Here is a 19,890-nt window from a genome sequence, read left to right as displayed (position 1 = left end):
GGCGCGGCAAGAAGTCTCGACCCGATTCGATAACAGGTGTATAGCTCCACCCACGGCGCAATAATGCGTCCTATCGTTAACTCTCCTTTTGGAACAGGATCATGTCGGAAGAATTCCATAAAGTCCGTCGCTTGCCCCCTTATGTCTTTGAACAGGTCAATCGCCTGAAGGCATCGGCGCGAGCGGGCGGGGCCGACATCATCGATCTTGGGATGGGAAATCCCGATCTGCCGACGCCGCAGAATATCGTCGACAAGCTGTGCGAGGCTGTTCAGGACCCGCGCGCGCATCGTTATTCCTCGTCGAAGGGCATTCCGGGGCTGCGCCGTGCGCAGGCGCAATATTATGCCCGCCGTTTCGGCGTGAAGCTCAACCCGGACACGCAGGTTGTCGCCACGCTTGGCTCCAAGGAAGGCTTCGCCAACATGGCGCAGGCCATCACGGCGCCGGGCGATGTGGTGCTTTGCCCGGACCCGACCTATCCGATCCATTCCTTCGGCTTCATCATGTCGGGCGGCGTGATCCGTTCAATTCAGGCCAAGCCGGATGACAACTTCATCCCGGCACTGGAGCGGGGCGTGAAGCACTCGATTCCAAAGCCGATTGCGCTGATCCTCAATTTCCCGTCCAATCCGACGGCTTATGTGGCAACGCTCGACTTCTATAAGGATGTCGTGGCCTTTGCGCGCAAGCATGACATCGTCATCCTGTCGGATCTGGCCTATTCGGAAATCTATTTTGACGGCAATCCGCCCCCGTCCGTACTCGAAGTGCCGGGCGCCATGGATGTTGCGGTCGAGTTCACCTCCATGTCGAAGACATTCTCGATGCCGGGCTGGCGCATGGGCTTTGCGGTCGGCAATGAACGCCTGATTGCTGCTCTGACGCGTGTGAAATCCTACCTCGATTACGGCGCATTCACGCCGATCCAGGTGGCGGCAACCGCTGCGCTTAACGGCGACGGTTCCGACATTGCCTATGTTCGCGATGTGTATAAGCAGCGCCGCGATGTGCTGGTTGAAAGCTTCAGCCGTGCAGGCTGGGATGTTCCGCCACCAGCAGCGACGATGTTCGCCTGGGTGCCGATCCCGGAACGCTTCCGCGCTCTTGGCTCGCTCGAATTCTCCAAGCTACTGGTGGAAATGGCCGATGTGGCCGTTGCTCCGGGCATTGGCTTTGGCGAGCACGGCGATGATTATGTGCGTATCGCTCTGGTCGAAAACGAACATCGCATTCGTCAGGCAGCGCGCAACATCAAGCGTTTCCTCGCCACCAAGGACGAAAACCTGCACAATGTGATCCCGCTGGAAGGCCGCCGCTAAGCGCCATTCCGGGTTCTTCCTTTCTGGCCGTGACAAGCGCGCGGCCAGAACTCCCACCTACCAAAAATCCACTACATCCACACAATCAGAGTCAGAAGGTCGATATAATGAGTGATGCATTGCGGATCGGCGTTGCGGGGCTTGGCACCGTTGGCGCTTCAGTGTTGCGTATCCTGCGTGACAAGTCCGAAATGCTCACCCGCCAATGCGGTAAGCCGGTGACTATTACCGCCGTCAGCGCCCGAGATCGCTCGCGTGACCGTGGCGTTGACCTGAACGGTATCGACTGGTTCGACGATCCAGTTGAACTGGCCAAGTCTGCCGATATCGACGTTTATGTCGAGCTTATCGGTGGTGATGATGGCCCGGCCAAGGCTTCTGTTGAAGCCGCTTTGCGCGCTGGTCGTCATGTCGTGACCGCCAACAAGGCGCTTCTGGCACGCCATGGCGTCGCTCTGGCGAAAATCGCCGAAGACAAGGGCGTTCTTCTCAACTTCGAAGCGGCGGTCGCCGGTGGCATTCCGGTCATCAAGGCGATGCGTGAGTCGCTGACCGGTAATACGGTTTCGCGCGTCTATGGCATCATGAACGGCACTTGCAACTACATCCTGACCCGGATGTGGGAAGAGGGCATTTCGTTCGAGGCCTGCCTGAAAGACGCGCAGCGTTTGGGCTATGCCGAAGCCGACCCGACTTTCGATATCGAAGGCAACGACACGGCGCACAAGCTTGCGCTGTTGACCAGCCTTGCCTTTGGTACGCAGATTGCTGCCGACGATATTTATCTTGAAGGCATCAGCAATATTTCGCTCGCCGATATTCGCGCCGCCGATGAACTGGGTTACCGCATCAAGCTTCTGGGGGTGGCGCAGAAGACCGATACCGGCATTGAGCAGCGCGTGCATCCGACCATGGTTCCAACCTCGTCGGTGATTGCGCAGGTGCATGGCGTGACCAATGCGGTTGCCATCGAGACCGATCTTCTGGGCGAGCTTCTTCTGTCTGGTCCGGGTGCGGGCGGCAATGCGACGGCGTCCGCAGTCATCGGCGATATCGCGGATATCGCCAAGAGCCGTCCGGGCTTCCAGCATGGTCCTGTTTTCGGCACGCCTGCCAAGGCCTTGCAGCCTTATAAGCGCGCCAAGATGCGCAAGCATGCGGGCGGTTATTTTATTCGTCTGACGGTTCTTGACCGCATCGGCGCCTTTGCCGGTATCGCCAAGCGCATGGCCGAAAACGACATTTCGCTTGAGTCGATCGTGCAGCGTCCGCCGATGGGCGACATGCAGCAGGAAGGCATCAAGACTGTCATCCTCGTCACGCATGAGACGACGGAAGCAGCCGTCAAGAAAGCGCTGGAAGCGATCCTCAAGGACGACCATCTGGTGGATAAGCCGCAGATGATACGTATCGAGCGCGCAGGCTAAATCGAGTGTCGCGCTGTGCGATCTGCCATGATTATTCGTGGCCGATTGCACCATGATGTTGCGCAGGCCAGTTCACGCCCGGCCATGACATGCAACGAAGCGTGTAGTCCTTAAATCGATTAAGCAATTGAGCGCACATAGTTTTTAGCTTTCGGGCTCTTGCAGGGCACCGGGGACTTTGACAAAAGGTTCGCATACTGTCGCTATAAACGCGGCACGGCGCCCCTTGTGGCGCATCAACGCAATTCGAATTCAGGACTTGTTCAAATGGCCAACACCGCAGAGCAGCACCCCCACGGACTGGATCGCATTCTCACACTGGAACTGGTCCGTGTAGCCGAACGCGCAGCAGTGGCAGCAGCGCGGCTGCGGGGGCGTGGTGACGAGATGGCTGCCGATCAGGCTGCTGTTGACGCCATGCGTCAGGAACTGAACCGTCTGCCGATTTCCGGCACTGTGGTGATCGGCGAAGGCGAGCGCGACGAAGCGCCAATGCTCTATATCGGTGAAGAAGTCGGCACCAAGCAGGGGCCGGATGTCGATATCGCGCTCGATCCGCTGGAAGGCACGACGATCTGCGCGAAGAACCTGCCGAACTCGCTGGCGGTCATCGCCATCGCCGAGAAGGGCAATCTGCTTTATGCGCCCGACGTCTACATGGAAAAGATCGCCGTTGGCCCGGGCTATCCGAAGGGCGTTGTCGATCTCGACGCCAGCGCAACGGAAAACATCAACTCCATCGCCAAGGCGAAGGGTGTAAAGCCGCATGAAATCACGGCTTGCATCATGGACCGCCCGCGCCACGCACGCCTGATCGAAGAAGTGCGCGCGACAGGCGCTGCAATCCGCCTGATTGGCGACGGCGACGTTGCAGGCGTGATGCACACGACCAATCCGGATGAAACCGGCATCGACATTTATATCGGCATCGGCGGCGCACCGGAAGGCGTGCTGGCTGCGGCAGCTCTGCGCTGCATCGGCGGCCAGATGCAGGGCCGTCTCCAGTTGAACACGGACGAGAAAGTCGCCCGTGCGCTGAAGATGGGCATCTCGGATCCCAAAAAGGTCTACACGATGGAAGAAATGGCCAAAGGCGACGTGCTCTTCGCCGCCACCGGCGTGACGGACGGCAACATGCTTTCTGGCGTGAAATTCGCCCGTGATTACATCCAAACGCATACTATCGTGATGCGCTCGAGCTCGCAGACCGTGCGCGAAATCAAGGCTCGCCATCAGGATCTGTCGAAGTTCTAGAGCATTTCCAGCAAAAGTGCGAAGCGGTTTTGCGTCGGATAATGCGATAAAATAAAGAACCCAATCGCGTCGAACATCACGACGAACCGGCAAATCCCGAAAAGCCCCGCGCTTTTCGGGATTTCTGTTTATGGAGCCTTGCGCAGATGCTTTGGCCAAAGATTTGTCATTTTGATCGCGACTGTGTTCAATCACCTTTGATGAAAAAATGGAGTGGGCATGACCGAAACGCCGAACAAGCTACGGATCGCGGTACTCTTTGGCGGGCGTTCCGCCGAGCATGAGGTGTCGGTTCTTTCCGCAACAAATGTCATGACTGCGTTGGATCCCGCGAAATATGAAGCCATTCCGATCTATGTCACCCATGAGGGGCAATGGCTTTTGGCGAGTTTTGCAGGCGGCAAGCTGGAACGGCCCGAACACGGTACTGAAGTGTCATTGCTGCCGGGCGGCAAGGGACGCGCTGTTGCGCTGCCCGAAAACGGTTTGCCTTATGAACTGGCGCGGATCGATATCGTCTTCCCGGTCTTGCACGGGCTTCACGGCGAGGATGGCAGCGTGCAGGGGCTGACCGAAGTGGCGCGTGTGCCGATGGCGGGTTGCGGTATCTGTGGTTCAGCCAATGCGCTCGACAAGGATATTGCCAAGCGCCTGCTGTCCGAAGCGGGCATCCCGGTGGCGCGCGCCATGACGATTACGCGCGACACGGTTCCATCCTTCGATGTGCTGATCGAAGCACTCGGCCTGCCGATCTTCATCAAGCCCGCGCGCCAGGGGTCATCTGTCGGTGTCAGTAAGGTTCAGACAGAAGCCGATTATCAAAAGGCGCTGGCGGAAGGTTTCAGGCACGACGCCAAGCTTCTGGCGGAAGAGTTCATACAAGGCCGCGAAATCGAATGCGCAGTGCTGGAGGACGAGAATCACGGCCTGTTCGTGTCGCGAACGGGCGAGATAGTCCCGGCAGAAAGCCACGGTTTTTATAGCTATGATGCCAAATATATTGATGAAGACGGTGCGGCGCTGAAAGTCCCGGCAGAGTTGCCGGCGGATATCGAGACCGAACTTCAGGCGGTCGCGGCGCGGGCGTTTCGAGCGCTCGGTTGTGACAGCATGGCGCGTGTCGATTTCTTCGTGACGCCGGACATGCGGTATTTGATCAATGAGCTGAATACCATACCGGGCTTCACCAATATCAGCATGTATTCGAAAGTCATGGCGGTGAGTGGCGTCAGCTATCCCGAGGTCATTGACCGGCTCGTGGCGCACGGACTGGCCCGGGCAGCGCGCGACAATTAAGGTTGGGCACGGCTGATAAATTGCGGGCGGCATTGCAAAGATGCCGCCTTTTGTGTCTTTAAGAGTTTATGACGACAGAGCGCCTTTTCCTTGGAATAAAACAATCTGCAACCGGCCAGAAATGGGTGGATCGACTGGGCTTGCGCGAATCCAACACCGCGCTTGCCATTGCCCAGCATCACGGCATTTCCGATCTGGTGGCGCGGGTTCTGGCGGGGCGGGGCGTAACGGTGGAAGGCGCGCCGGAATTCGTTGATCCCACACTGCGCAATCTCATGCCCGACCCGGCCACGTTGACCGATATGGAGAGCGCGGCAGGCCGCATTGCCGATGCCATCGAGCGCCGCGAGACCGTTGCGATCTTCGGCGACTATGACGTGGATGGTGCCTGTTCATCGGCGCTGATGGCGCGTTTTCTGAAGCATTACGGCATCCAGCATTCGATCTATATTCCTGACCGGATTTTCGAGGGTTACGGCCCAAATCCCGATGCCATGCGCGAGTTGGTTTCCAAAGGCGCGAGCCTGATCGTCACCGTGGACTGCGGCACGAACAGCGCGCCCTCAATCAGTGCAGCCAAACAGGCTGGGGCGGATGTGGTCGTGCTCGATCACCATCAGGTGGGCGGCGATCTGCCGGAAGATGCGGTGGCCATCGTCAACCCGAACCGCGAAGACGATATTTCGCAACAGGGCCATCTTTGCGCTGCGGGCGTTGTGTTCCTGACGCTGGTACAGGTCACCAAGATATTGCGCGAGCGCGGCAAAGGTGCTGCACCTGATCTGTTGTCGCTGCTTGATCTCGTCGCGCTGGCAACGATTTGCGATGTGGTGCCGCTGCAAGGCGTCAATCGCGCCTTCGTCGTCAAAGGTTTGCTGGTTGCGCGAGCGCAGAGCAATGCCGGATTGGCGGCGCTTGCGCGGGTGTCCCGTATCGGCGAGCCGATCAATGTCTTCCATCTTGGCTATCTCATCGGTCCGCGCATCAATGCGGGCGGTCGCATTGGCGATGCCGGACTGGGCGCAAGGCTGTTGACGCTCGACGATCCATCGATGGCAGATCGCATCGCCATCGAACTCGACCGGCTCAATCAGGAACGTCAGGCGATGGAAGCGGAAATGCTTCTGGAAGCCGAAGCGGAAGCATCGCTTGAGATTTCCGGCGGTGCAGGCGCTTCGGTGATCGTGACGGCCAGTGAACGCTGGCACCCGGGCATCGTTGGCCTGCTGGCATCGCGATTGAAGGAAAAGGCACGGCGACCTGCCTTCGCTATCGCTTTCAATGCCAATGGCGTCGGCTCCGGTTCGGGGCGCTCGATCAGCGGTCTGGACCTTGGCAGACTGGTGCGCGGCGCGATGGAGCGCGGGCTGCTTGTCAAGGGCGGTGGCCACGCCATGGCGGCCGGCATCACCATTGAACGGGCCAAGCTTGGCGCGCTTCGTGCCTATCTGGAAGACGAATCCGCCCATATCGTTGCGCGTCTCCGTGAAAATCAGAGCCTTTCCATCGATGGCGCGCTTGCCGCTTCCGGCGCGACTGTTTCGCTTTATGAAGCCTTGCAGAAGGCCGGACCTTACGGTTCCGCCCATCCGCAGCCAACTTTGGCCCTACCGCATCATGTGCTGGCCGATGTGCGTGGTGTCGGTCGCGACCATGTGCGCGTCGTCTTACGCGGCGCCGATGGCAAGCGGGTCAATGCCATTGCGTTTCGTGTGGCGGAAGGCGATCTCGGGCGCTTTCTGTTCAACAATATCGGGCAGAGCGTTCATGTGGTCGGCAACCTGTCGCTCAACCATTGGAACGGTTCGGTCTCGCCGCAAATCCAGATTCTGGATGCGGCAAAGCCGCTTTGACCGCATTTGAAATTTCTCGATTTTTTTGAGTTCACGCCCTTGTGAAGAACGGGGGGCAATTCCCATATGTGCAATGATTTAAACATTCAGTCATGTCTCTAAATGGGAGTAAACAATGCCGGGTTTCGGAAACCGCCTGACAAAACTGACCGCCGCGATGGTTCTGGGCCTGATCGCCTCATTCGCCGCTGTCGATTTCGCCGAGGCTCGCCGTGCAGGCGGAGGCGGTTTTGGCAGCCGTGGGGCGCGTACCTATCAGGCGCCTGCGCCGACGCGCACCGCACCGAATAATGCAGCACCAATTGAACGTTCAATGACGCCGAATACCGGCGCAACGCAGACGACCCGTCCTGCCGCCGCTGGCGCGCAGAATGCGGCTCCGGCACGTGCGGGTGGCATGTTTGGCAATTTCGGTCGCTCCATGTTGGGCGGCCTGCTCGTTGGCGGTCTGATCGGTATGATGCTCGGTAACGGCCTCGGTGGTCTCGCTGGCATGTTCGGTCTTCTGTTGCAGGTGGGCGTGATTGCGCTGATCGCAATGTTCGTCATGCGCATGTTTGCCAATCGTCGTCAGGGCGCGACCGCAACGGCAGGCGCTGGCAATGCCAACGCTCAGCCTTTTGGTTCAGCGCAGCCTTTCGGCGCAGCCAAGAGCGCCGCGCCACAGCAGGCTGGCAACTTCGGCGGTCGCACGCCTTCGGTCAATCCATTCGGCGCGGGCGCCAAGCAGGCTGAAGAGCCGGTGGCTCAGGCTGTTGAAGATGAACCGATGGATGTCGGACAGGAAGAGCTTGATCGTTTCGAGCAGATGCTTTCGGAAATCCAGAGTGCCTATGGCCGCGAGGATTACGCAGCGCTCCGCAAGCTGACCACGCCGGAAGCCATGTCCTATCTGGCGGAAGAACTGGGTGAAATTGCTTCCAGCGGTATGCGCAACGAAGTGAAGGACGTGAAGCTGCTTCAGGGCGATGTTTCGGAAGCCTGGCGTGAAGGCAATGTCGAATATGCCACCGTGGCGATCCGCTACTCCGCAATCGACCTCATGCTTGACCGCAACACGGGCGCGGTTGTCGAAGGCAACCCGAACGAGCCGGTCGAAAGCACCGAAATCTGGACCTTCACCCGCGTTGACGGCGGAGATTGGCTGCTCGCAGCCATTCAGGGAACGGAATAAGCGTTCTAATCAAAAAAAGCCCGGTCGCGAGACCGGGCTTTTTTCGTTTAAGCATTTCTCGCGAAACTGCGAAGCGGTTTTCGCGCAGGATAATGCGTGCAAGCAGAGTGTTTTACCAGCTGCCGACATTCTCGGCGGAAGCCCATGGCTCCTGCGGTGCGAGGCGCTCGCCCTTCTGGATCAGTTCGATGGATATGCCATCCGGCGACTTGATGAAAGCCATGTGGCCGTCGCGTGGTGGGCGGTTGATGGTGATTCCGGCATCCTGCAGCTTCTGACAGGTGGCGTAGATATCGTCCACTTCATAGGCGAGGTGGCCGAAATTGCGCCCGCCCGTATAGGCTTCCTGATCCCAGTTATAGGTCAGTTCGATGGTCGGTGCGCGCTCTGACTTGGCGCGTTCAGCATCGCCCGGAGCGGCAAGAAAGATCAGCGTGTAGCGCCCTTTTTCGTTTTCGATGCGACGGGTTTCTTCAAGGCCGAATTTATTCACGTAGAAATCGAGTGATTCGTCGATGTCGCGGATTCGAACCATCGTGTGCAAATAGCGCATTTTATTCTCCTGAAGCATTTCCAGCATGTGGCGAAGCGTTTGGGGCTCGCGAAGGGATATAGCAAATAGCGGGCGCTTTTCCACTTTCCTCTTTGGGTTTTGATTTCTGGTAAGGTGCAGTCACGCGCAATGTCGGCAAAAAACATCAATTGGGGAATTGCCCTCGAGCGTCGTTGCCATATGTCCCGAAATGAAGCCGGTTTCGAGGCTTTGCGGCAGGTGCGCTAACCATGGAAACACAAAGTCTGTGATGATCTCGGGGGAGAACAAAAGTTTAGGCTTGCCGCCTCCGGTTAAGGAAGTGTTATTCTTTGGACAAGAATCAGCTTTGAATCGCAACGGAAGAATAGAGGAGGGGCGAACGCATGGCGGACAAGTCTGTGTCGAATGACCAGTTTCACAGCCAGCACGCCTCGGAAGAGCTGGGCGATATCATTGAAATATCGGGCCATATCAAATGGTTCGACGTGGCCAAGGGCTACGGTTTCATTGTGCCGGATCAGCCGGGCCTGAACGATATCCTGCTTCATGTGACGTCGCTTCGTCGCGATGGCTTCCAGACGGCGCTGGAAGGCGCACGTATCGTCTGCGAAGTTCGCAATGGCGATCGCGGCCTGCAATGTTTCCGTGTTCTCTCGATGGACACATCCACAGCGGTTCATCCGGCGCAGATGCCGCCGCAGCGCACCCATGTGACGGTTACCCCGTCGAGCGGCCTTGAGCGTGTCATCGTCAAGTGGTTCAACCGTACCAAGGGCTTCGGCTTTCTCACCCGCGGTGAGGGCACCGAGGATATTTTCATCCATATGGAAACGCTGCGCCGTTTCGGCATGATGGAACTGCGCCCGGGTCAGGTTGTGCTTATTCGCTTCGGCACGGGCGACAAGGGCCTGATGGCTGCTGAAATTCACCCAGATATCGGCACGGCTATCCCGGTTTCGCACTGATTTACATCAAATTGAGCATGTCATCCCACAGTGAAATCCTTTGGGAGCGGCTATGTGTGGAGACAATCCACATCGCCCTGTGAACTGCCCTTGACGTTCTCGGTCAAAAGGCGGTGAGGGGTGGGTCTTCGTCTCTTGTCCCCATTATACCGCGTTGATAATCTCCCCGCCCGAATTGCAGGTTTTTGGCGTGGGTTGAGTATGGCTCGATTATTTTTTGTTATCGCATTTTTATTTGGAGCTTTTGGCGCGCAGGCGCAGGAAAAGCAGCCGATGCGGCTGCCGGTGGATGCCGCGCCGCTGACCTTCATTACGGCCAAGGGCAATAAACTCCCCTTCGCACTGGAAGTGGCGGATTCTGACGATGCGCGTGTGCGCGGGCTGATGTGGCGCACCGATTTTCCCAAGGACCGCGCGATGATCTTCATCTTCGGTGAGATGCGCCGCGTCATGATGTGGATGCAGAACACCCCGCTGCCGCTCGACATGGTTTTCCTTGACGAGAAGGGCCGTGTCACGGCAATCCATGAAAATGCGGTGCCCTATTCGGAAGATATCATTTCATCCGAGGTTCCCGCAGCCTTTGTTGTCGAGCTTCTGGCCGGTACGGTAAAGCGCACGGGCATCAAGAAGGGCGACAGAGCTGTCCATCGCGTGATATGCGGCGCGTGTCGATCCTGAAATCGCGCCGAACACCGCCGACGGAACAATCATAAGGAATAAACAGTTGAGTGCCCTCGATATCGAATATTTCGACCATGACGGCTTGCGTCTTGCATATCGTCAGGATGGAGAAGGCGATCCGATCCTGCTGATCCACGGCTTTGCGTCGTCGAGCCTTGTCAATTGGGTTTCGCCCGGCTGGTTCCGGACTCTGACCGAGGCAGGCTATCGCGTTATCGCCATCGACGATCGCGGACATGGGTTTTCGGCCAAAAGCCACAACGCGGATGATTATACGCCGACCAAGATGGCAGGCGATGCAGCAGCGCTGCTCGATCATCTGGGCATCGAAAAGGCGCATGTGATGGGCTATTCGATGGGCGCGCGGATCACCGCTTTTCTGGCTATCGAGCATCCCGAGCGGGTTCACAGCGCAATCTTTGGCGGATTGGGCATCGGCATGGTCACCGGCGCTGGCGACTGGGAGCCGATCGGCGAGGCGCTTCTGGCCGAAGATCCGACGACGATCACCCATCCGCGCGGGCAGATGTTCCGCAAATTCGCCGACCAGACCAAGAGCGACCGCATCGCGCTGGCCGCCTGTGTGATCACCTCGAAGGAACTGGTTCCGGCGGAAGCCATTGCGCGCATCATGCAGCCGGTGCTGGTTGCCGTCGGCACGACCGACGATATTGCCGGTAATCCGCAGGAACTGGCGGATTTGCTGCCGAACGGTCAGGCGCTCGATATTCCGGGGCGCGACCACATGCTGGCTGTCGGCGACAAGGTCTACAAGAAGGCGGTTCTGGAGTTTCTCGCGGAAAATCCGCTCTGATCTTCCTTTGAGGCCTGTGTCAATTTCTGCGGTGTCAAGGCAAAGCATTTTCAGTTATGCTGCGCGCCGAACTCGTATTGCGGCGCGGAGCCATGCCGGAAATTCGGCTTTCGTCTGGCCTGCGCGGTGCAAAACCGGAGTATATCTATGTCTATTCGCTCAACTGCTAAAGTGAATGCCAGCCTTGGGCAAGTTGATCCAATCTGGCACTCGGTCCGCGCTGAAGCGGAGGAAGCCGCCAAGTCCGATCCCGTGCTTGGAGCCTTTCTTTACGCGACTATCCTTAATCAGCCGAGCCTTGAAGATGCGGTCATGCACCGCATCGCGGAACGCCTCGGTCATGCCGATTTGAGCGCCGATATTCTGCGCCAGACATTCGATGTGATGCTGGACGCCAATCCGGAATGGTCGCAGACTGTTCGCGTGGATATTCAGGCCGTTTACGACCGCGACCCGGCCTATAGCCGTTTCATGGACCCGATCCTCTACCTGAAAGGCTTTCATGCAATCCAGACGCACCGTCTGGCGCATTGGCTCTATCATCAGGGCCGCCGGGATTTTGCCTTTTATCTCCAGAGCCGTTCGTCTTCGATCTTCCAGACCGACATTCACCCGGCAGCGCAATTGGGCAGCGGGCTTTTCCTCGATCACGCGACCGGGCTGGTCGTCGGCGAGACCGCGGTGATCGAAGACAATGTGTCGATCCTGCATGGCGTCACGCTCGGCGGCACCGGCAAGTCGAGCGGTGATCGTCATCCCAAGATTCGCCATGGCGTTCTAATCGGCGCGGGCGCGAAGATTCTCGGCAATATCGAAGTGGGGCATTGCTCGAAGGTCGCGGCGGGTTCTGTCGTCGTCAAGCCTGTACCGAATAATGTCACGGTTGCCGGTGTTCCTGCCAAGATCATCGGTGATACGGGCTGCGCTGAACCGTCCCGCGTCATGGACCAGTTGCTGGGCGACGGCGTGCTGGGTGACGGCATTTAATCGCGCAAACGCCGAATGCACAGAATCCGGGCCGCTTGCTGGTTTTTCTCCGCGAGCGGCCTATATTTTGTCGAAAGCGGTGGTTAGGCGCTAAAACCCCGAGGGACTACTCCCCCAGGGGTTTACATCACAAAAGCCCGGGTGCAATAAACCGGCTTGAATTCAATATCAGGAGAAGCCGGTTGAAACCCGAAGAACTAAAAAAACTGGACGCCTATTTCAAACGGACCTTCAACAATCAGGGCCTTCAGGTGAAGGCGCGCCCGCGCAAGAACGACTCGGCCGAGCTTTATATTGACGACGAGTTTTTGGGCCTGATCTACAAGGATGAGGACGAAGGCGAACTGTCCTACAATTTCTCGATGGCTATTCTCGACGTCGATCTCTAAGGCGCGGCTTGGGAAAAATCGCGAGATTTTTCGAGAGTTGTCCATGATGATCCGTCACAGCCCGACGATCTGACGCCCTTTCCGCTTTGCGGAGAGGGCGTTTTGTTTAGTCATTCCCCAACAAGTGCCCGGTTGCGAACTGTCGCATGGCTTCATCGAGTGTTTTCCACTCGGCCAGCATATCGCGGGGAAAACGATAGAGAATCTGCAGCCCTTTTCCAAACTGGATATCGCGCTCGCAGGCGTTGAAATTTTCCGCTGATGCATCGCTCATGCAACGGGCGACGAAGGCCGGATTACCGCTTGCGATATCGGAGAGGACCAGTTCTTCTCCGGTATAACCACTGCCTTCCAGAAACCGGTGGACCATCAGTCCTCCCGGGAGAGATTCACCCTCCGGATCGATCAGCGCAGCATAGATCGGCAGATAGCGTCCGCTCATGTCGCGGGACATGGTGCGCTCTTCAATCGACATGAATAGCAATTGGCGCTTCGGCGTGAGCAGATTGAAGATTGCCCGGTCTGCTTCCGTATAGCCGGTCAGTCCGGGCCAGCGCGCGTAGAGATCGAGGCGCGTTGTCAGACCGTCCCGCCGCTGATTGGAAAAGCGGATCATATTGGCTGGCATTGACAGGACATTGTTGCCGATCAGCACTTTATAGAGATGCGTGCTGTCGGAATGGCCGCCGCGCGCGATCATTGGGCCAAGCAGGCGACCACCAATATTGATCGCAACGGAAGCCACAACAAGCACGACAACAACCAGCAAGATGCGGACGAAGAGCCGATTGCCATCTTTTGTCGTGGTAGTTTCGATTGCGCTGTCCATTGGCGGGAAGGCCATGCTGATGATATTGCAGCGATTATTGGTCTTTTATGGTTAACGGAGGGTGAAGCCGCGCTTGTCCCTCATCCAAAAAAAGCTTAGCTCTTTTCATGAAGACATTCTGATGGAGGAGCCCACATGCCGATATATGCTTATAACGGACACAAGCCGCAATTCGCAGACCGCGCCAGCAACTGGATTGCACCGGATGCGACACTGATCGGCAAGGTCGTCGTGGGCGAAAATGTGGGCTTCTGGTTCGGCGCCGTCCTGCGCGGCGATAATGAGGTGATTGCCATCGGCGACGACACCAATGTGCAGGAACTTTGCGTCATGCATACCGATATCGGCTATCCGCTGACGATTGGCGCGGGCTGCACCATCGGCCATCGGGCGATCCTGCATGGCTGCACCATCGGTGAGAACACCCTGATCGGCATGGGAGCCATTGTGCTCAATGGCGCGAAGATCGGCAAGAACTGCCTTATCGGAGCCGGGGCTCTGGTGACGGAGGGCAAGGAAATTCCGGACAACTCGCTGGTTGTCGGCTCGCCAGCGCGCGTTTTGCGTGGACTGGACGAGGTTGCGGTGGAAAAGCTGAAGCAATCCGCCAAGCATTATGTGGAGAAGGGGCATTCCTTCATGCGCGGCATGGAACCGGCCTGACGGTTTGATATTTAAAAAGGACGGGGCCAGAGGGAGACTGGCGACCCGTCCTTTGAACTTCATCGGTGTCTGATCAGTTTTTGATGCTGCCGACGAGAATGTCGCGGTCATCCTTGATCGAAACCCAACTGCCGCTGTTCGCGGTCGACTGACGCTTCAGGTAGGTGTAGTCGGTCTTGTTCCAGGCCAGAACGCGCTCATCGAGATTGTCGAGAATGAAATCGCCGCGGTCGGTGCGAAGCGTCAGGACGGCGTGGCCATCGCCATTCGGCTGGCGAACGACGGTGAACAGAAGCGTGTTGGCAGGAATGCCAAGCGCCATCAGTTCGCGCTGCTTTTCCAGCATGTAGTCGTCGCAGTCGCCGGCGGTTACCGGATATTCCCAATATTCTTCGCGACCCCAGACTTCCATGTCGGTGGCTGGCTTGATTCGCGTGTTCACGCTGTCATTGACGGCAATGATCTGCTGCCAGAGCTTCGGCGTCAGCTTGAGAGCATTGGTGTTGCGGCTGACGATCTTGCACTCAGCCGGGTAGCGCTCGCAAAATTCATAATGCCCGATTGGCTGCGAGGTGCGTTCGCCGGTGCTCATCCATGGCGATTTTGATGCCGGGTTCGCTGCTTGCGCCAGTCCGACGCCGAGCAGCAGAAGGATCGCTGCGATGATGGTTTGCTTGGTCATTCTTTTATCTCCCTGTTGGAGATCAAAATGACCGGGACAATTTGAAGGCGCGCAAATTTGAGCGCGAAAATGCGAGTCAAATTCGATTAAAACTGCGCGGAATATTGAAAGTTTTTGTAAAGAAAGCGGCCAATTCAGCCCGAAAACGCGGGTTTTCGCGATATTTTACTGTTTATACCCGCGCGGGCGGTTTGCCAATCCGTAACCTTGACGCGCGTTCATCTTTTCAGCCGTACAAAGTTTAGCTGAAAAGACTGTCGAGCGTCGTGCTGGTCTGGATTGTGGCGAACTCGATGGCGAAACCGTCTGCGAAATGGCGCACGACCCGTCCGCGGATCGGCCCAAGCAGGACGCCGCTCTTGATCGCCGGTTTGACATCGCATTCGATAGCCGCGCCCGAAAGCGACAAGTCGGCGATGCGGCAGAGCAATTGGGTGCCATCCGGGAAGGTGACATTCTGATGCGACTTGCGCGGAACGACACGCTCATGGCGGCGATCTTCCGGCAGCGAGAGTTCATGCCGATTGGCAAGCCATGTCAGCTGCGCCGAAAGCTTGTCCTTCTTGGTCGCGGTATTGGTGAGGAGAAGATGAAAGCCTTCCGCCGAAATCTGGTAGGCCGTACCTTCGATGCGCCCGACATGATCGATATAGGCAATGATACGCTCGCCATTACGCGGCGTGGCGATACCGGTCATCAAGGCAGTGCCGGGCGACATGCGCTTCAGGACACAAGGATACTCGTTGCGATTTTCGAGCATATAGCGACCGTTGAGATCAACGTTCACGGCATTGAAATTATCCTGCCGCCCGCTGTTTGCAGGTGATGCCGCCGCGAATCCCCTCATTGAAGCTGGCCCATCTCAGTCTTTCGCCAATAAGCTGTTATTTATATTATACTTAAAGCAGTTCGGCGCAAAAGAGAAACGCGATTTCAAGCTTTGCCGCCATTGATGACGCGCAGATGCGGCGCCTTGCGCATGGGTGGTGTTGCCAATCGGGTTTCCGTCCACTGACGGGTGCGATTCGATGCATTGACCGTAAAGATCGCCGCCTTTACCGCTTCGTCGGCAAGCGCCACATCCGGTGCAATCGGCTCGATGTGATTGAGATGGCCGAGCACCAGAGGGTCGGCACCCGCCCAGGTCACATTGTCCAGAACGGCGATGCTGCCCATCAGGCCCAAGCGACCGTTGCTCGCTTCTAAGGGCGCGAGCAGCATTTCAAAGCTGAGACTGCGGCCCGAAAGGCTGATTCCATCATGCAGGCTAAGTGCGGGGATCTGCATTGCGCTGACATTCTGCGCCAGTTCGCTGAGGGCAGGGCGGTCGCGCTCCGGCCACAGGGATAAAAGGCGCACACCTTTCAACTCGCGACCGAACAGGGTGCAGATTCGTGTACCGCCAAGACGAAAGACAAGTTCGCCATTTTCATCGGCTTCTACGAAAAAAAGATCGGACAAATGCCGTCCAAGCCGACGCGGTTCGATATCGGTCCGCTGCGGCGCTTGAAAGCCGTGCTCCAGATCGTCATTGCGATCAAAGGCCAGTCGCTGCCATTCGCTGAATATCGCGATCGTGCTGCGGTGTTTCATCGTGCGCCGTTCGTTTGATTCTGGGTGAATTGGGACTGTTGATCGATTTCGAAGCGCCGTGGCTCCGTCTCACGACCATTAAAATAGTATTAACGGCGCGGATGCCAGCTTAACCCTTTCTTCATCCACGGCGCTCAGCTGTTAAGGTTAACGGCAAGTAACTGTTGCAATGGCAAGAGCACAGGCGTTTGATGAACACATCAGATGAAGCCGTTGTCTTGATTTGTGTTTTTCTGAGATCCAGTCGTTAATTTTGCGAATCTCGCTGGTTCGCATCAGGGCCGGTGGTTGACCTCCACTGGCCTTTATTTTTAACGATTTCTATCTTATCAAATGCTGGTTTCGCCACGCGAACGGTCCGACCGGGCCGATTTTCGTTTCCGGGCCTCATTGGCCCCATCGCGGTTTCGCAATCTGGAAAGCAGTGTTCATGGTCCTTCCGCAACCGGAAATGCAGGATAATCGCGGTCGTTCCGGCGGAAGTGAGCCGATCTTCAATATTCCAGGCGTGGTGATCGCGCTGATCGGCATCTGCGTGGCGGTCTATGTTTATGAGAACTACCTGATCAGCGAGCAGCAGAACTATGAGTTCATGCTGAACTTCTCACTGATCCCGGCGCGGTTCTCAATGGCTGGCGGTTTTTCTGACCCGGCAGGCCTGTTCACTTTGATCAGCTATTCCTTCATGCATGGCGGTATCGAGCATATCGTGGTCAATATGATCTGGCTCGCCGCCTTCGGCTCTCCGCTCGCCGGGCGAATCGGAACCGCGCGCATGATCATTTTCTGGATTTTCACGGCGATCATCGCCGGATTGACCCATTACGCGATTTATCCGGATAGCGTGACGCCGCTGGTTGGAGCATCGGGCGCGATTTCCGGCATGATGGGTGCTTCGGCGCGCTATGGGTTCAGGCGCGTGAATGCTGGACGACGCGCGGAATTTGCCGGTCCTGTGCTGCCGGTCGGCTTAACGCTGACGCTGAAACCGGTCATCACCTTCGTTGGCGTCTGGTTCGTGATCAATATCATCACCGGCATTTACACGACCGGCGGGGCTGATCTGTCGGGCATCGCCTGGGAAGCACATATTGGCGGTTTTATCGCCGGTTTCTTCGGGATTTCGCTGCTGGATCGTCCGCGCAGCTATGACGCGGTTCTAAGGCGTTAGAAGAGTTACCTCCCAGTTTTATGGTACTTGCTAATCGGGCAATCAAAGCGCACCATCATGGAACGCGGCGGGAGGAGCTGCGTTCTGTTTTCAGGTGTTTGAGCGCCTGAAACAGCGAATGCTAAATCTTTGGAGGGACTTGGCATGACAGTAAGATCGATTCTCGAACATAAGGGCAGAGACGTTGTCGTCATCGCACCTGCCGACACGCTTTCCCACGCCGTCGCCATGTTGAACCAACACAAGATCGGCGCTCTGGTGGTTTGCGACGAGGCCGGTCATATCAAAGGCATTCTTTCCGAACGCGACGTGGTCCGGGCGCTGTCCCTCAAGGAAAGCGGCGCGATGGCCATGCCGGTTGCCGAGGTCATGACCGCAAAAGTGCAGGTCTGCCGGGAACATCACACGATCAATCAGGTCATGGAAATCATGACGCGTAGCCGTTTCAGACATATGCCGGTTGAAGAACACGGCAAGCTTGTCGGAATCATCTCCATCGGTGACGTCGTGAAACGGCGAATCGAAGATGTGGAACGCGAAGCCGAAGAAATTCGCACCTATATTGCGACCGCTTGAATCAGTTCGTTCGCAAACTCCATGCGCCGGTCGGGATTGCCGATACGGCGCATGAAAACCGAATCAACGATTGCGCAGATAACGCTCCGCCGCATAAAGCGAAATCGCTGCGGCGTTTGAGACGTTCAGCGATTTGATTTCGCCGGGCATGTCGAGGCGGGCAAGCGCGGTCACTGTTTCCCGCGTCTTCTGGCGCAGGCCTTTGCCTTCCGCGCCGAGAACCAGTGCGATTCGTCCACCGGCAAGCGCTGCTTCCATTTCCTGCGGGCCTTCCGAATCAAGGCCGATGGTCTGGAAACCCAGAGCGTGTAGCTCTTCAATCGCTTCGGCGAGGTTTCTGACCTCAATATGTGGAATCATTTCCAGCGCGCCGGAGGCAGCCTTGGCCAGAACGCCAGTTTCCTGCGGACTGTGGCGGCTGGTTGTGATCAGCGCACCCGCGCCAAAAGCCACAGCAGAGCGCATGATGGCGCCGACATTATGCGGATCGGTTACCTGATCGAGCACCAGCAAAAGCGGGCTTTCCCGCAATTCAGAGAGTTTCTTGGCGCGCAGCGGCTCGGCTTCGATCATCACGCCCTGATGCACGGCGTCGGAACCGGTTTCCTTGTCGATATCCTTCGGGTCGACAATCTCGACCGGGAAGGGGAGCGAATCGGCTTCTCCGATTTCAAGCCGCGCAAAACCATTGCGCGTCGCGCGCATACGCAGAATCCTGCGGGCAGGGTTTTCAACGGCTGCGCGCACCGTATGCAGCCCGTAAAGGCGCACGGTGCCATCCGCGACGGCGCTGGCTGAAATAGACGGGCGCTGTGGTCTGTGCGGTGCCTTGCCTTCTGCGAGGGCCTTCTGGTCGCGATGCTGGCGGCGCAGGCGCGCATAATGTGTATCTTTAGGGGTGCGGGGCGTGTTTTGATCGGTCATGGCGCGCTTATAACTCTTATAGGAGAGGGAAGATAGCTGTTTGCCCTGTAAATGCTATCAGGCTGTTATGGCTGCCTATTAAGAGGCGAAAGCCCGCATATCCCGATTTTTCCGCATGTCGGAATGCATGGGCGAGCCCGGTCTTCCGGAATGCTTTGGCCAAACTGTGGATAGGCATGCATTCTTTTCGCTTTTACCCTGTTGACAGGGGAAGCGCTTATCGTCATAAGGCCCCCCGTGGAGCGACGGCGCGGCCAACAGCCAACCGACTGCTTCACGAAAATGCCTAGTTACTCGACTCTGCTGATAGTGATATTAGGAGGAATGCCCGAGCGGTTAAAGGGGACGGACTGTAAATCCGTTGGCTAAGCCTACGTTGGTTCAAATCCAACTTCCTCCACCACTGTCGGATCAGAGTTTAGAGTATGCGGGTATAGCTCAATGGTAGAGCAGCAGCCTTCCAAGCTGAATACACGGGTTCGATTCCCGTTACCCGCTCCAGTTTTCAAGAGCGGATAGGCGTGTAAGGAATCATCGACGGGCGGTTCGCCGTTCCGTTTTGGCATAAATGCTGGCCCCGAAGCCGATCGGCTTTTGCGCTGGCGCTTGAGCGGTTCTAGAACGAAGAGAACAACGGCGATGGCTAAGAGCAAATTCGAACGTACGAAGCCCCACGTTAACATCGGCACCATCGGTCACGTTGACCATGGCAAGACCTCGCTGACTGCAGCGATCACGAAGTTCTTCGGTGA

The 19,890-nt window shown here is 57.2% G+C and carries 21 protein-coding genes and 2 tRNA genes; 17 read left to right on the top strand and 6 right to left on the bottom strand.

Going from position 1 to position 19,890, the window contains the following annotated elements:
• Positions 1–101 precede the first annotated feature (101 nt).
• The 6 genes from D8666_RS03530 (at position 102) to D8666_RS03505 (ending at position 8,326) form a co-directional block, all read left to right on the top strand.
• Positions 102–1,322, top strand: coding sequence for an LL-diaminopimelate aminotransferase (locus D8666_RS03530; protein ID WP_109369255.1), 1,221 nt, complete (start codon positions 102–104; stop codon positions 1,320–1,322).
• A 107-nt stretch (positions 1,323–1,429) separates the two neighbouring features.
• Positions 1,430–2,749 carry a homoserine dehydrogenase gene (locus D8666_RS03525; protein ID WP_109369254.1) on the top strand — a complete coding sequence of 440 codons (1,320 nt, stop codon included), beginning with the start codon at positions 1,430–1,432 and terminating at the stop codon, positions 2,747–2,749.
• Positions 2,750–3,016: 267 nt separating this feature from the next.
• Positions 3,017–4,003: a class II fructose-bisphosphatase gene (glpX, locus tag D8666_RS03520; protein ID WP_109369253.1), complete on the top strand. Its 987-nt coding sequence runs from the start codon at positions 3,017–3,019 to the stop codon at positions 4,001–4,003.
• 219 nt (positions 4,004–4,222) lie between these two features.
• Positions 4,223–5,299 (top strand): D-alanine--D-alanine ligase family protein, encoded by a 1,077-nt coding sequence (locus D8666_RS03515; protein WP_109369252.1) that lies wholly within the window; start codon positions 4,223–4,225, stop codon positions 5,297–5,299.
• Positions 5,300–5,367: 68 nt separating this feature from the next.
• Positions 5,368–7,152, top strand: coding sequence for a single-stranded-DNA-specific exonuclease RecJ (gene recJ, locus D8666_RS03510; protein WP_121536329.1), 1,785 nt, complete (start codon positions 5,368–5,370; stop codon positions 7,150–7,152).
• 115 nt (positions 7,153–7,267) lie between these two features.
• Positions 7,268–8,326, top strand: coding sequence for a Tim44 domain-containing protein (locus D8666_RS03505; protein WP_109369250.1), 1,059 nt, complete (start codon positions 7,268–7,270; stop codon positions 8,324–8,326).
• Between the two features lie 112 nt (positions 8,327–8,438).
• Here D8666_RS03505 and gloA read toward each other — a convergent pair whose 3' ends face one another.
• The gene (gene gloA / locus D8666_RS03500) at positions 8,439–8,879 is read right to left on the bottom strand and encodes a lactoylglutathione lyase (protein ID WP_109369249.1); all 441 of its coding nucleotides are present in this window, start codon (positions 8,877–8,879) and stop codon (positions 8,439–8,441) included.
• 365 nt (positions 8,880–9,244) lie between these two features.
• Between gloA and D8666_RS03495 the strand changes: the two genes are divergently transcribed.
• The 5 genes from D8666_RS03495 (at position 9,245) to D8666_RS03475 (ending at position 12,700) form a co-directional block, all read left to right on the top strand.
• On the top strand, positions 9,245–9,826 hold the full coding sequence (locus tag D8666_RS03495; RefSeq protein WP_109369248.1) for a cold-shock protein: 582 nt from the start codon (positions 9,245–9,247) through the stop codon (positions 9,824–9,826).
• Between the two features lie 201 nt (positions 9,827–10,027).
• Positions 10,028–10,507 carry a DUF192 domain-containing protein gene (locus D8666_RS03490; RefSeq protein ID WP_109369247.1) on the top strand — a complete coding sequence of 160 codons (480 nt, stop codon included), beginning with the start codon at positions 10,028–10,030 and terminating at the stop codon, positions 10,505–10,507.
• Positions 10,508–10,553: 46 nt separating this feature from the next.
• Positions 10,554–11,324 carry an alpha/beta fold hydrolase gene (locus D8666_RS03485; protein WP_109369246.1) on the top strand — a complete coding sequence of 257 codons (771 nt, stop codon included), beginning with the start codon at positions 10,554–10,556 and terminating at the stop codon, positions 11,322–11,324.
• Positions 11,325–11,471: 147 nt separating this feature from the next.
• Positions 11,472–12,311 carry a serine O-acetyltransferase gene (gene cysE / locus D8666_RS03480; protein ID WP_109369245.1) on the top strand — a complete coding sequence of 280 codons (840 nt, stop codon included), beginning with the start codon at positions 11,472–11,474 and terminating at the stop codon, positions 12,309–12,311.
• 182 nt (positions 12,312–12,493) lie between these two features.
• On the top strand, positions 12,494–12,700 hold the full coding sequence (locus tag D8666_RS03475; protein WP_078339271.1) for a DUF3126 family protein: 207 nt from the start codon (positions 12,494–12,496) through the stop codon (positions 12,698–12,700).
• Between the two features lie 106 nt (positions 12,701–12,806).
• Here the strand turns inward: D8666_RS03475 and D8666_RS03470 are convergent, their stop codons facing one another.
• Positions 12,807–13,529, bottom strand: coding sequence for a hypothetical protein (locus D8666_RS03470; protein WP_109370253.1), 723 nt, complete (start codon positions 13,527–13,529; stop codon positions 12,807–12,809).
• Positions 13,530–13,664: 135 nt separating this feature from the next.
• Here D8666_RS03470 and D8666_RS03465 point away from each other — a divergent pair, with 135 nt between their 5' ends.
• Positions 13,665–14,192 carry a gamma carbonic anhydrase family protein gene (locus tag D8666_RS03465; RefSeq protein ID WP_109369244.1) on the top strand — a complete coding sequence of 176 codons (528 nt, stop codon included), beginning with the start codon at positions 13,665–13,667 and terminating at the stop codon, positions 14,190–14,192.
• Positions 14,193–14,265: 73 nt separating this feature from the next.
• Here D8666_RS03465 and D8666_RS03460 read toward each other — a convergent pair whose 3' ends face one another.
• The 3 genes from D8666_RS03460 to D8666_RS03450 all read right to left on the bottom strand — a co-directional run bounded on the left by D8666_RS03460 (position 14,266) and on the right by D8666_RS03450 (position 16,467).
• Complete coding sequence (locus D8666_RS03460; RefSeq protein ID WP_109369243.1) at positions 14,266–14,874, bottom strand: transglutaminase-like cysteine peptidase; 609 nt, start codon at positions 14,872–14,874, stop codon at positions 14,266–14,268.
• Positions 14,875–15,115: 241 nt separating this feature from the next.
• Entirely contained in the window at positions 15,116–15,721 is a 606-nt protein-coding gene (locus tag D8666_RS03455; protein WP_109369242.1) for a PilZ domain-containing protein, read from the bottom strand.
• Between the two features lie 86 nt (positions 15,722–15,807).
• Positions 15,808–16,467 carry a PAS domain-containing protein gene (locus tag D8666_RS03450; protein ID WP_109369241.1) on the bottom strand — a complete coding sequence of 220 codons (660 nt, stop codon included), beginning with the start codon at positions 16,465–16,467 and terminating at the stop codon, positions 15,808–15,810.
• 430 nt (positions 16,468–16,897) lie between these two features.
• On the opposite strand from D8666_RS03450, the gene D8666_RS03445 reads away from it, so the two are divergent.
• Positions 16,898–17,638, top strand: coding sequence for a rhomboid family intramembrane serine protease (locus tag D8666_RS03445; protein WP_109369240.1), 741 nt, complete (start codon positions 16,898–16,900; stop codon positions 17,636–17,638).
• Positions 17,639–17,782: 144 nt separating this feature from the next.
• Complete coding sequence (locus tag D8666_RS03440; RefSeq protein WP_109369239.1) at positions 17,783–18,214, top strand: CBS domain-containing protein; 432 nt, start codon at positions 17,783–17,785, stop codon at positions 18,212–18,214.
• Positions 18,215–18,277: 63 nt separating this feature from the next.
• Here the strand turns inward: D8666_RS03440 and rlmB are convergent, their stop codons facing one another.
• Positions 18,278–19,138: a 23S rRNA (guanosine(2251)-2'-O)-methyltransferase RlmB gene (rlmB, locus tag D8666_RS03435; protein ID WP_109369238.1), complete on the bottom strand. Its 861-nt coding sequence runs from the start codon at positions 19,136–19,138 to the stop codon at positions 18,278–18,280.
• A 318-nt stretch (positions 19,139–19,456) separates the two neighbouring features.
• On the opposite strand from rlmB, the gene D8666_RS03430 reads away from it, so the two are divergent.
• The 3 genes from D8666_RS03430 to D8666_RS03415 all read left to right on the top strand — a co-directional run.
• A tRNA-Tyr gene (locus D8666_RS03430) sits at positions 19,457–19,541 on the top strand.
• 24 nt (positions 19,542–19,565) lie between these two features.
• Positions 19,566–19,639: transfer RNA gene (locus tag D8666_RS03425), tRNA-Gly, on the top strand.
• A 138-nt stretch (positions 19,640–19,777) separates the two neighbouring features.
• Positions 19,778–19,890, top strand: a 113-nt coding sequence (locus tag D8666_RS03415) for a GTP-binding protein (RefSeq protein WP_247886308.1), incomplete at its 3' end; no start/stop codon positions are given.

The sequence above is a fragment of the Ochrobactrum soli genome (assembly GCF_003664555.1).
GTDB classification, from domain to species: domain Bacteria; phylum Pseudomonadota; class Alphaproteobacteria; order Rhizobiales; family Rhizobiaceae; genus Brucella; species Brucella teleogrylli.
The sequence above is the reverse complement of the archived record's forward strand: the minus strand, read 5'-3'. Positions and strand labels throughout refer to the sequence as shown.

What these genes read in the sequence shown, in the direction of transcription:
- D8666_RS03530 (WP_109369255.1), top strand. Translation starts at nt 102, where the DNA reads ATGTCGGAAGAATTCCATAAAGTCCGTCGCTTGCCCCCTTATGTCTTT.
- D8666_RS03525 (WP_109369254.1), top strand. Translation starts at nt 1,430, where the DNA reads ATGAGTGATGCATTGCGGATCGGCGTTGCGGGGCTTGGCACCGTTGGC.
- glpX (WP_109369253.1), top strand. Translation starts at nt 3,017, where the DNA reads ATGGCCAACACCGCAGAGCAGCACCCCCACGGACTGGATCGCATTCTC.
- D8666_RS03515 (WP_109369252.1), top strand. Translation starts at nt 4,223, where the DNA reads ATGACCGAAACGCCGAACAAGCTACGGATCGCGGTACTCTTTGGCGGG.
- recJ (WP_121536329.1), top strand. Translation starts at nt 5,368, where the DNA reads ATGACGACAGAGCGCCTTTTCCTTGGAATAAAACAATCTGCAACCGGC.
- D8666_RS03505 (WP_109369250.1), top strand. Translation starts at nt 7,268, where the DNA reads ATGCCGGGTTTCGGAAACCGCCTGACAAAACTGACCGCCGCGATGGTT.
- gloA (WP_109369249.1), bottom strand. Translation starts at nt 8,879, where the DNA reads ATGCGCTATTTGCACACGATGGTTCGAATCCGCGACATCGACGAATCA.
- D8666_RS03495 (WP_109369248.1), top strand. Translation starts at nt 9,245, where the DNA reads ATGGCGGACAAGTCTGTGTCGAATGACCAGTTTCACAGCCAGCACGCC.
- D8666_RS03490 (WP_109369247.1), top strand. Translation starts at nt 10,028, where the DNA reads ATGGCTCGATTATTTTTTGTTATCGCATTTTTATTTGGAGCTTTTGGC.
- cysE (WP_109369245.1), top strand. Translation starts at nt 11,472, where the DNA reads ATGTCTATTCGCTCAACTGCTAAAGTGAATGCCAGCCTTGGGCAAGTT.
- D8666_RS03470 (WP_109370253.1), bottom strand. Translation starts at nt 13,529, where the DNA reads ATGGACAGCGCAATCGAAACTACCACGACAAAAGATGGCAATCGGCTC.
- D8666_RS03465 (WP_109369244.1), top strand. Translation starts at nt 13,665, where the DNA reads ATGCCGATATATGCTTATAACGGACACAAGCCGCAATTCGCAGACCGC.
- D8666_RS03460 (WP_109369243.1), bottom strand. Translation starts at nt 14,874, where the DNA reads ATGACCAAGCAAACCATCATCGCAGCGATCCTTCTGCTGCTCGGCGTC.
- D8666_RS03455 (WP_109369242.1), bottom strand. Translation starts at nt 15,721, where the DNA reads ATGAGGGGATTCGCGGCGGCATCACCTGCAAACAGCGGGCGGCAGGAT.
- D8666_RS03450 (WP_109369241.1), bottom strand. Translation starts at nt 16,467, where the DNA reads ATGAAACACCGCAGCACGATCGCGATATTCAGCGAATGGCAGCGACTG.
- D8666_RS03445 (WP_109369240.1), top strand. Translation starts at nt 16,898, where the DNA reads ATGGTCCTTCCGCAACCGGAAATGCAGGATAATCGCGGTCGTTCCGGC.
- D8666_RS03440 (WP_109369239.1), top strand. Translation starts at nt 17,783, where the DNA reads ATGACAGTAAGATCGATTCTCGAACATAAGGGCAGAGACGTTGTCGTC.
- rlmB (WP_109369238.1), bottom strand. Translation starts at nt 19,138, where the DNA reads ATGACCGATCAAAACACGCCCCGCACCCCTAAAGATACACATTATGCG.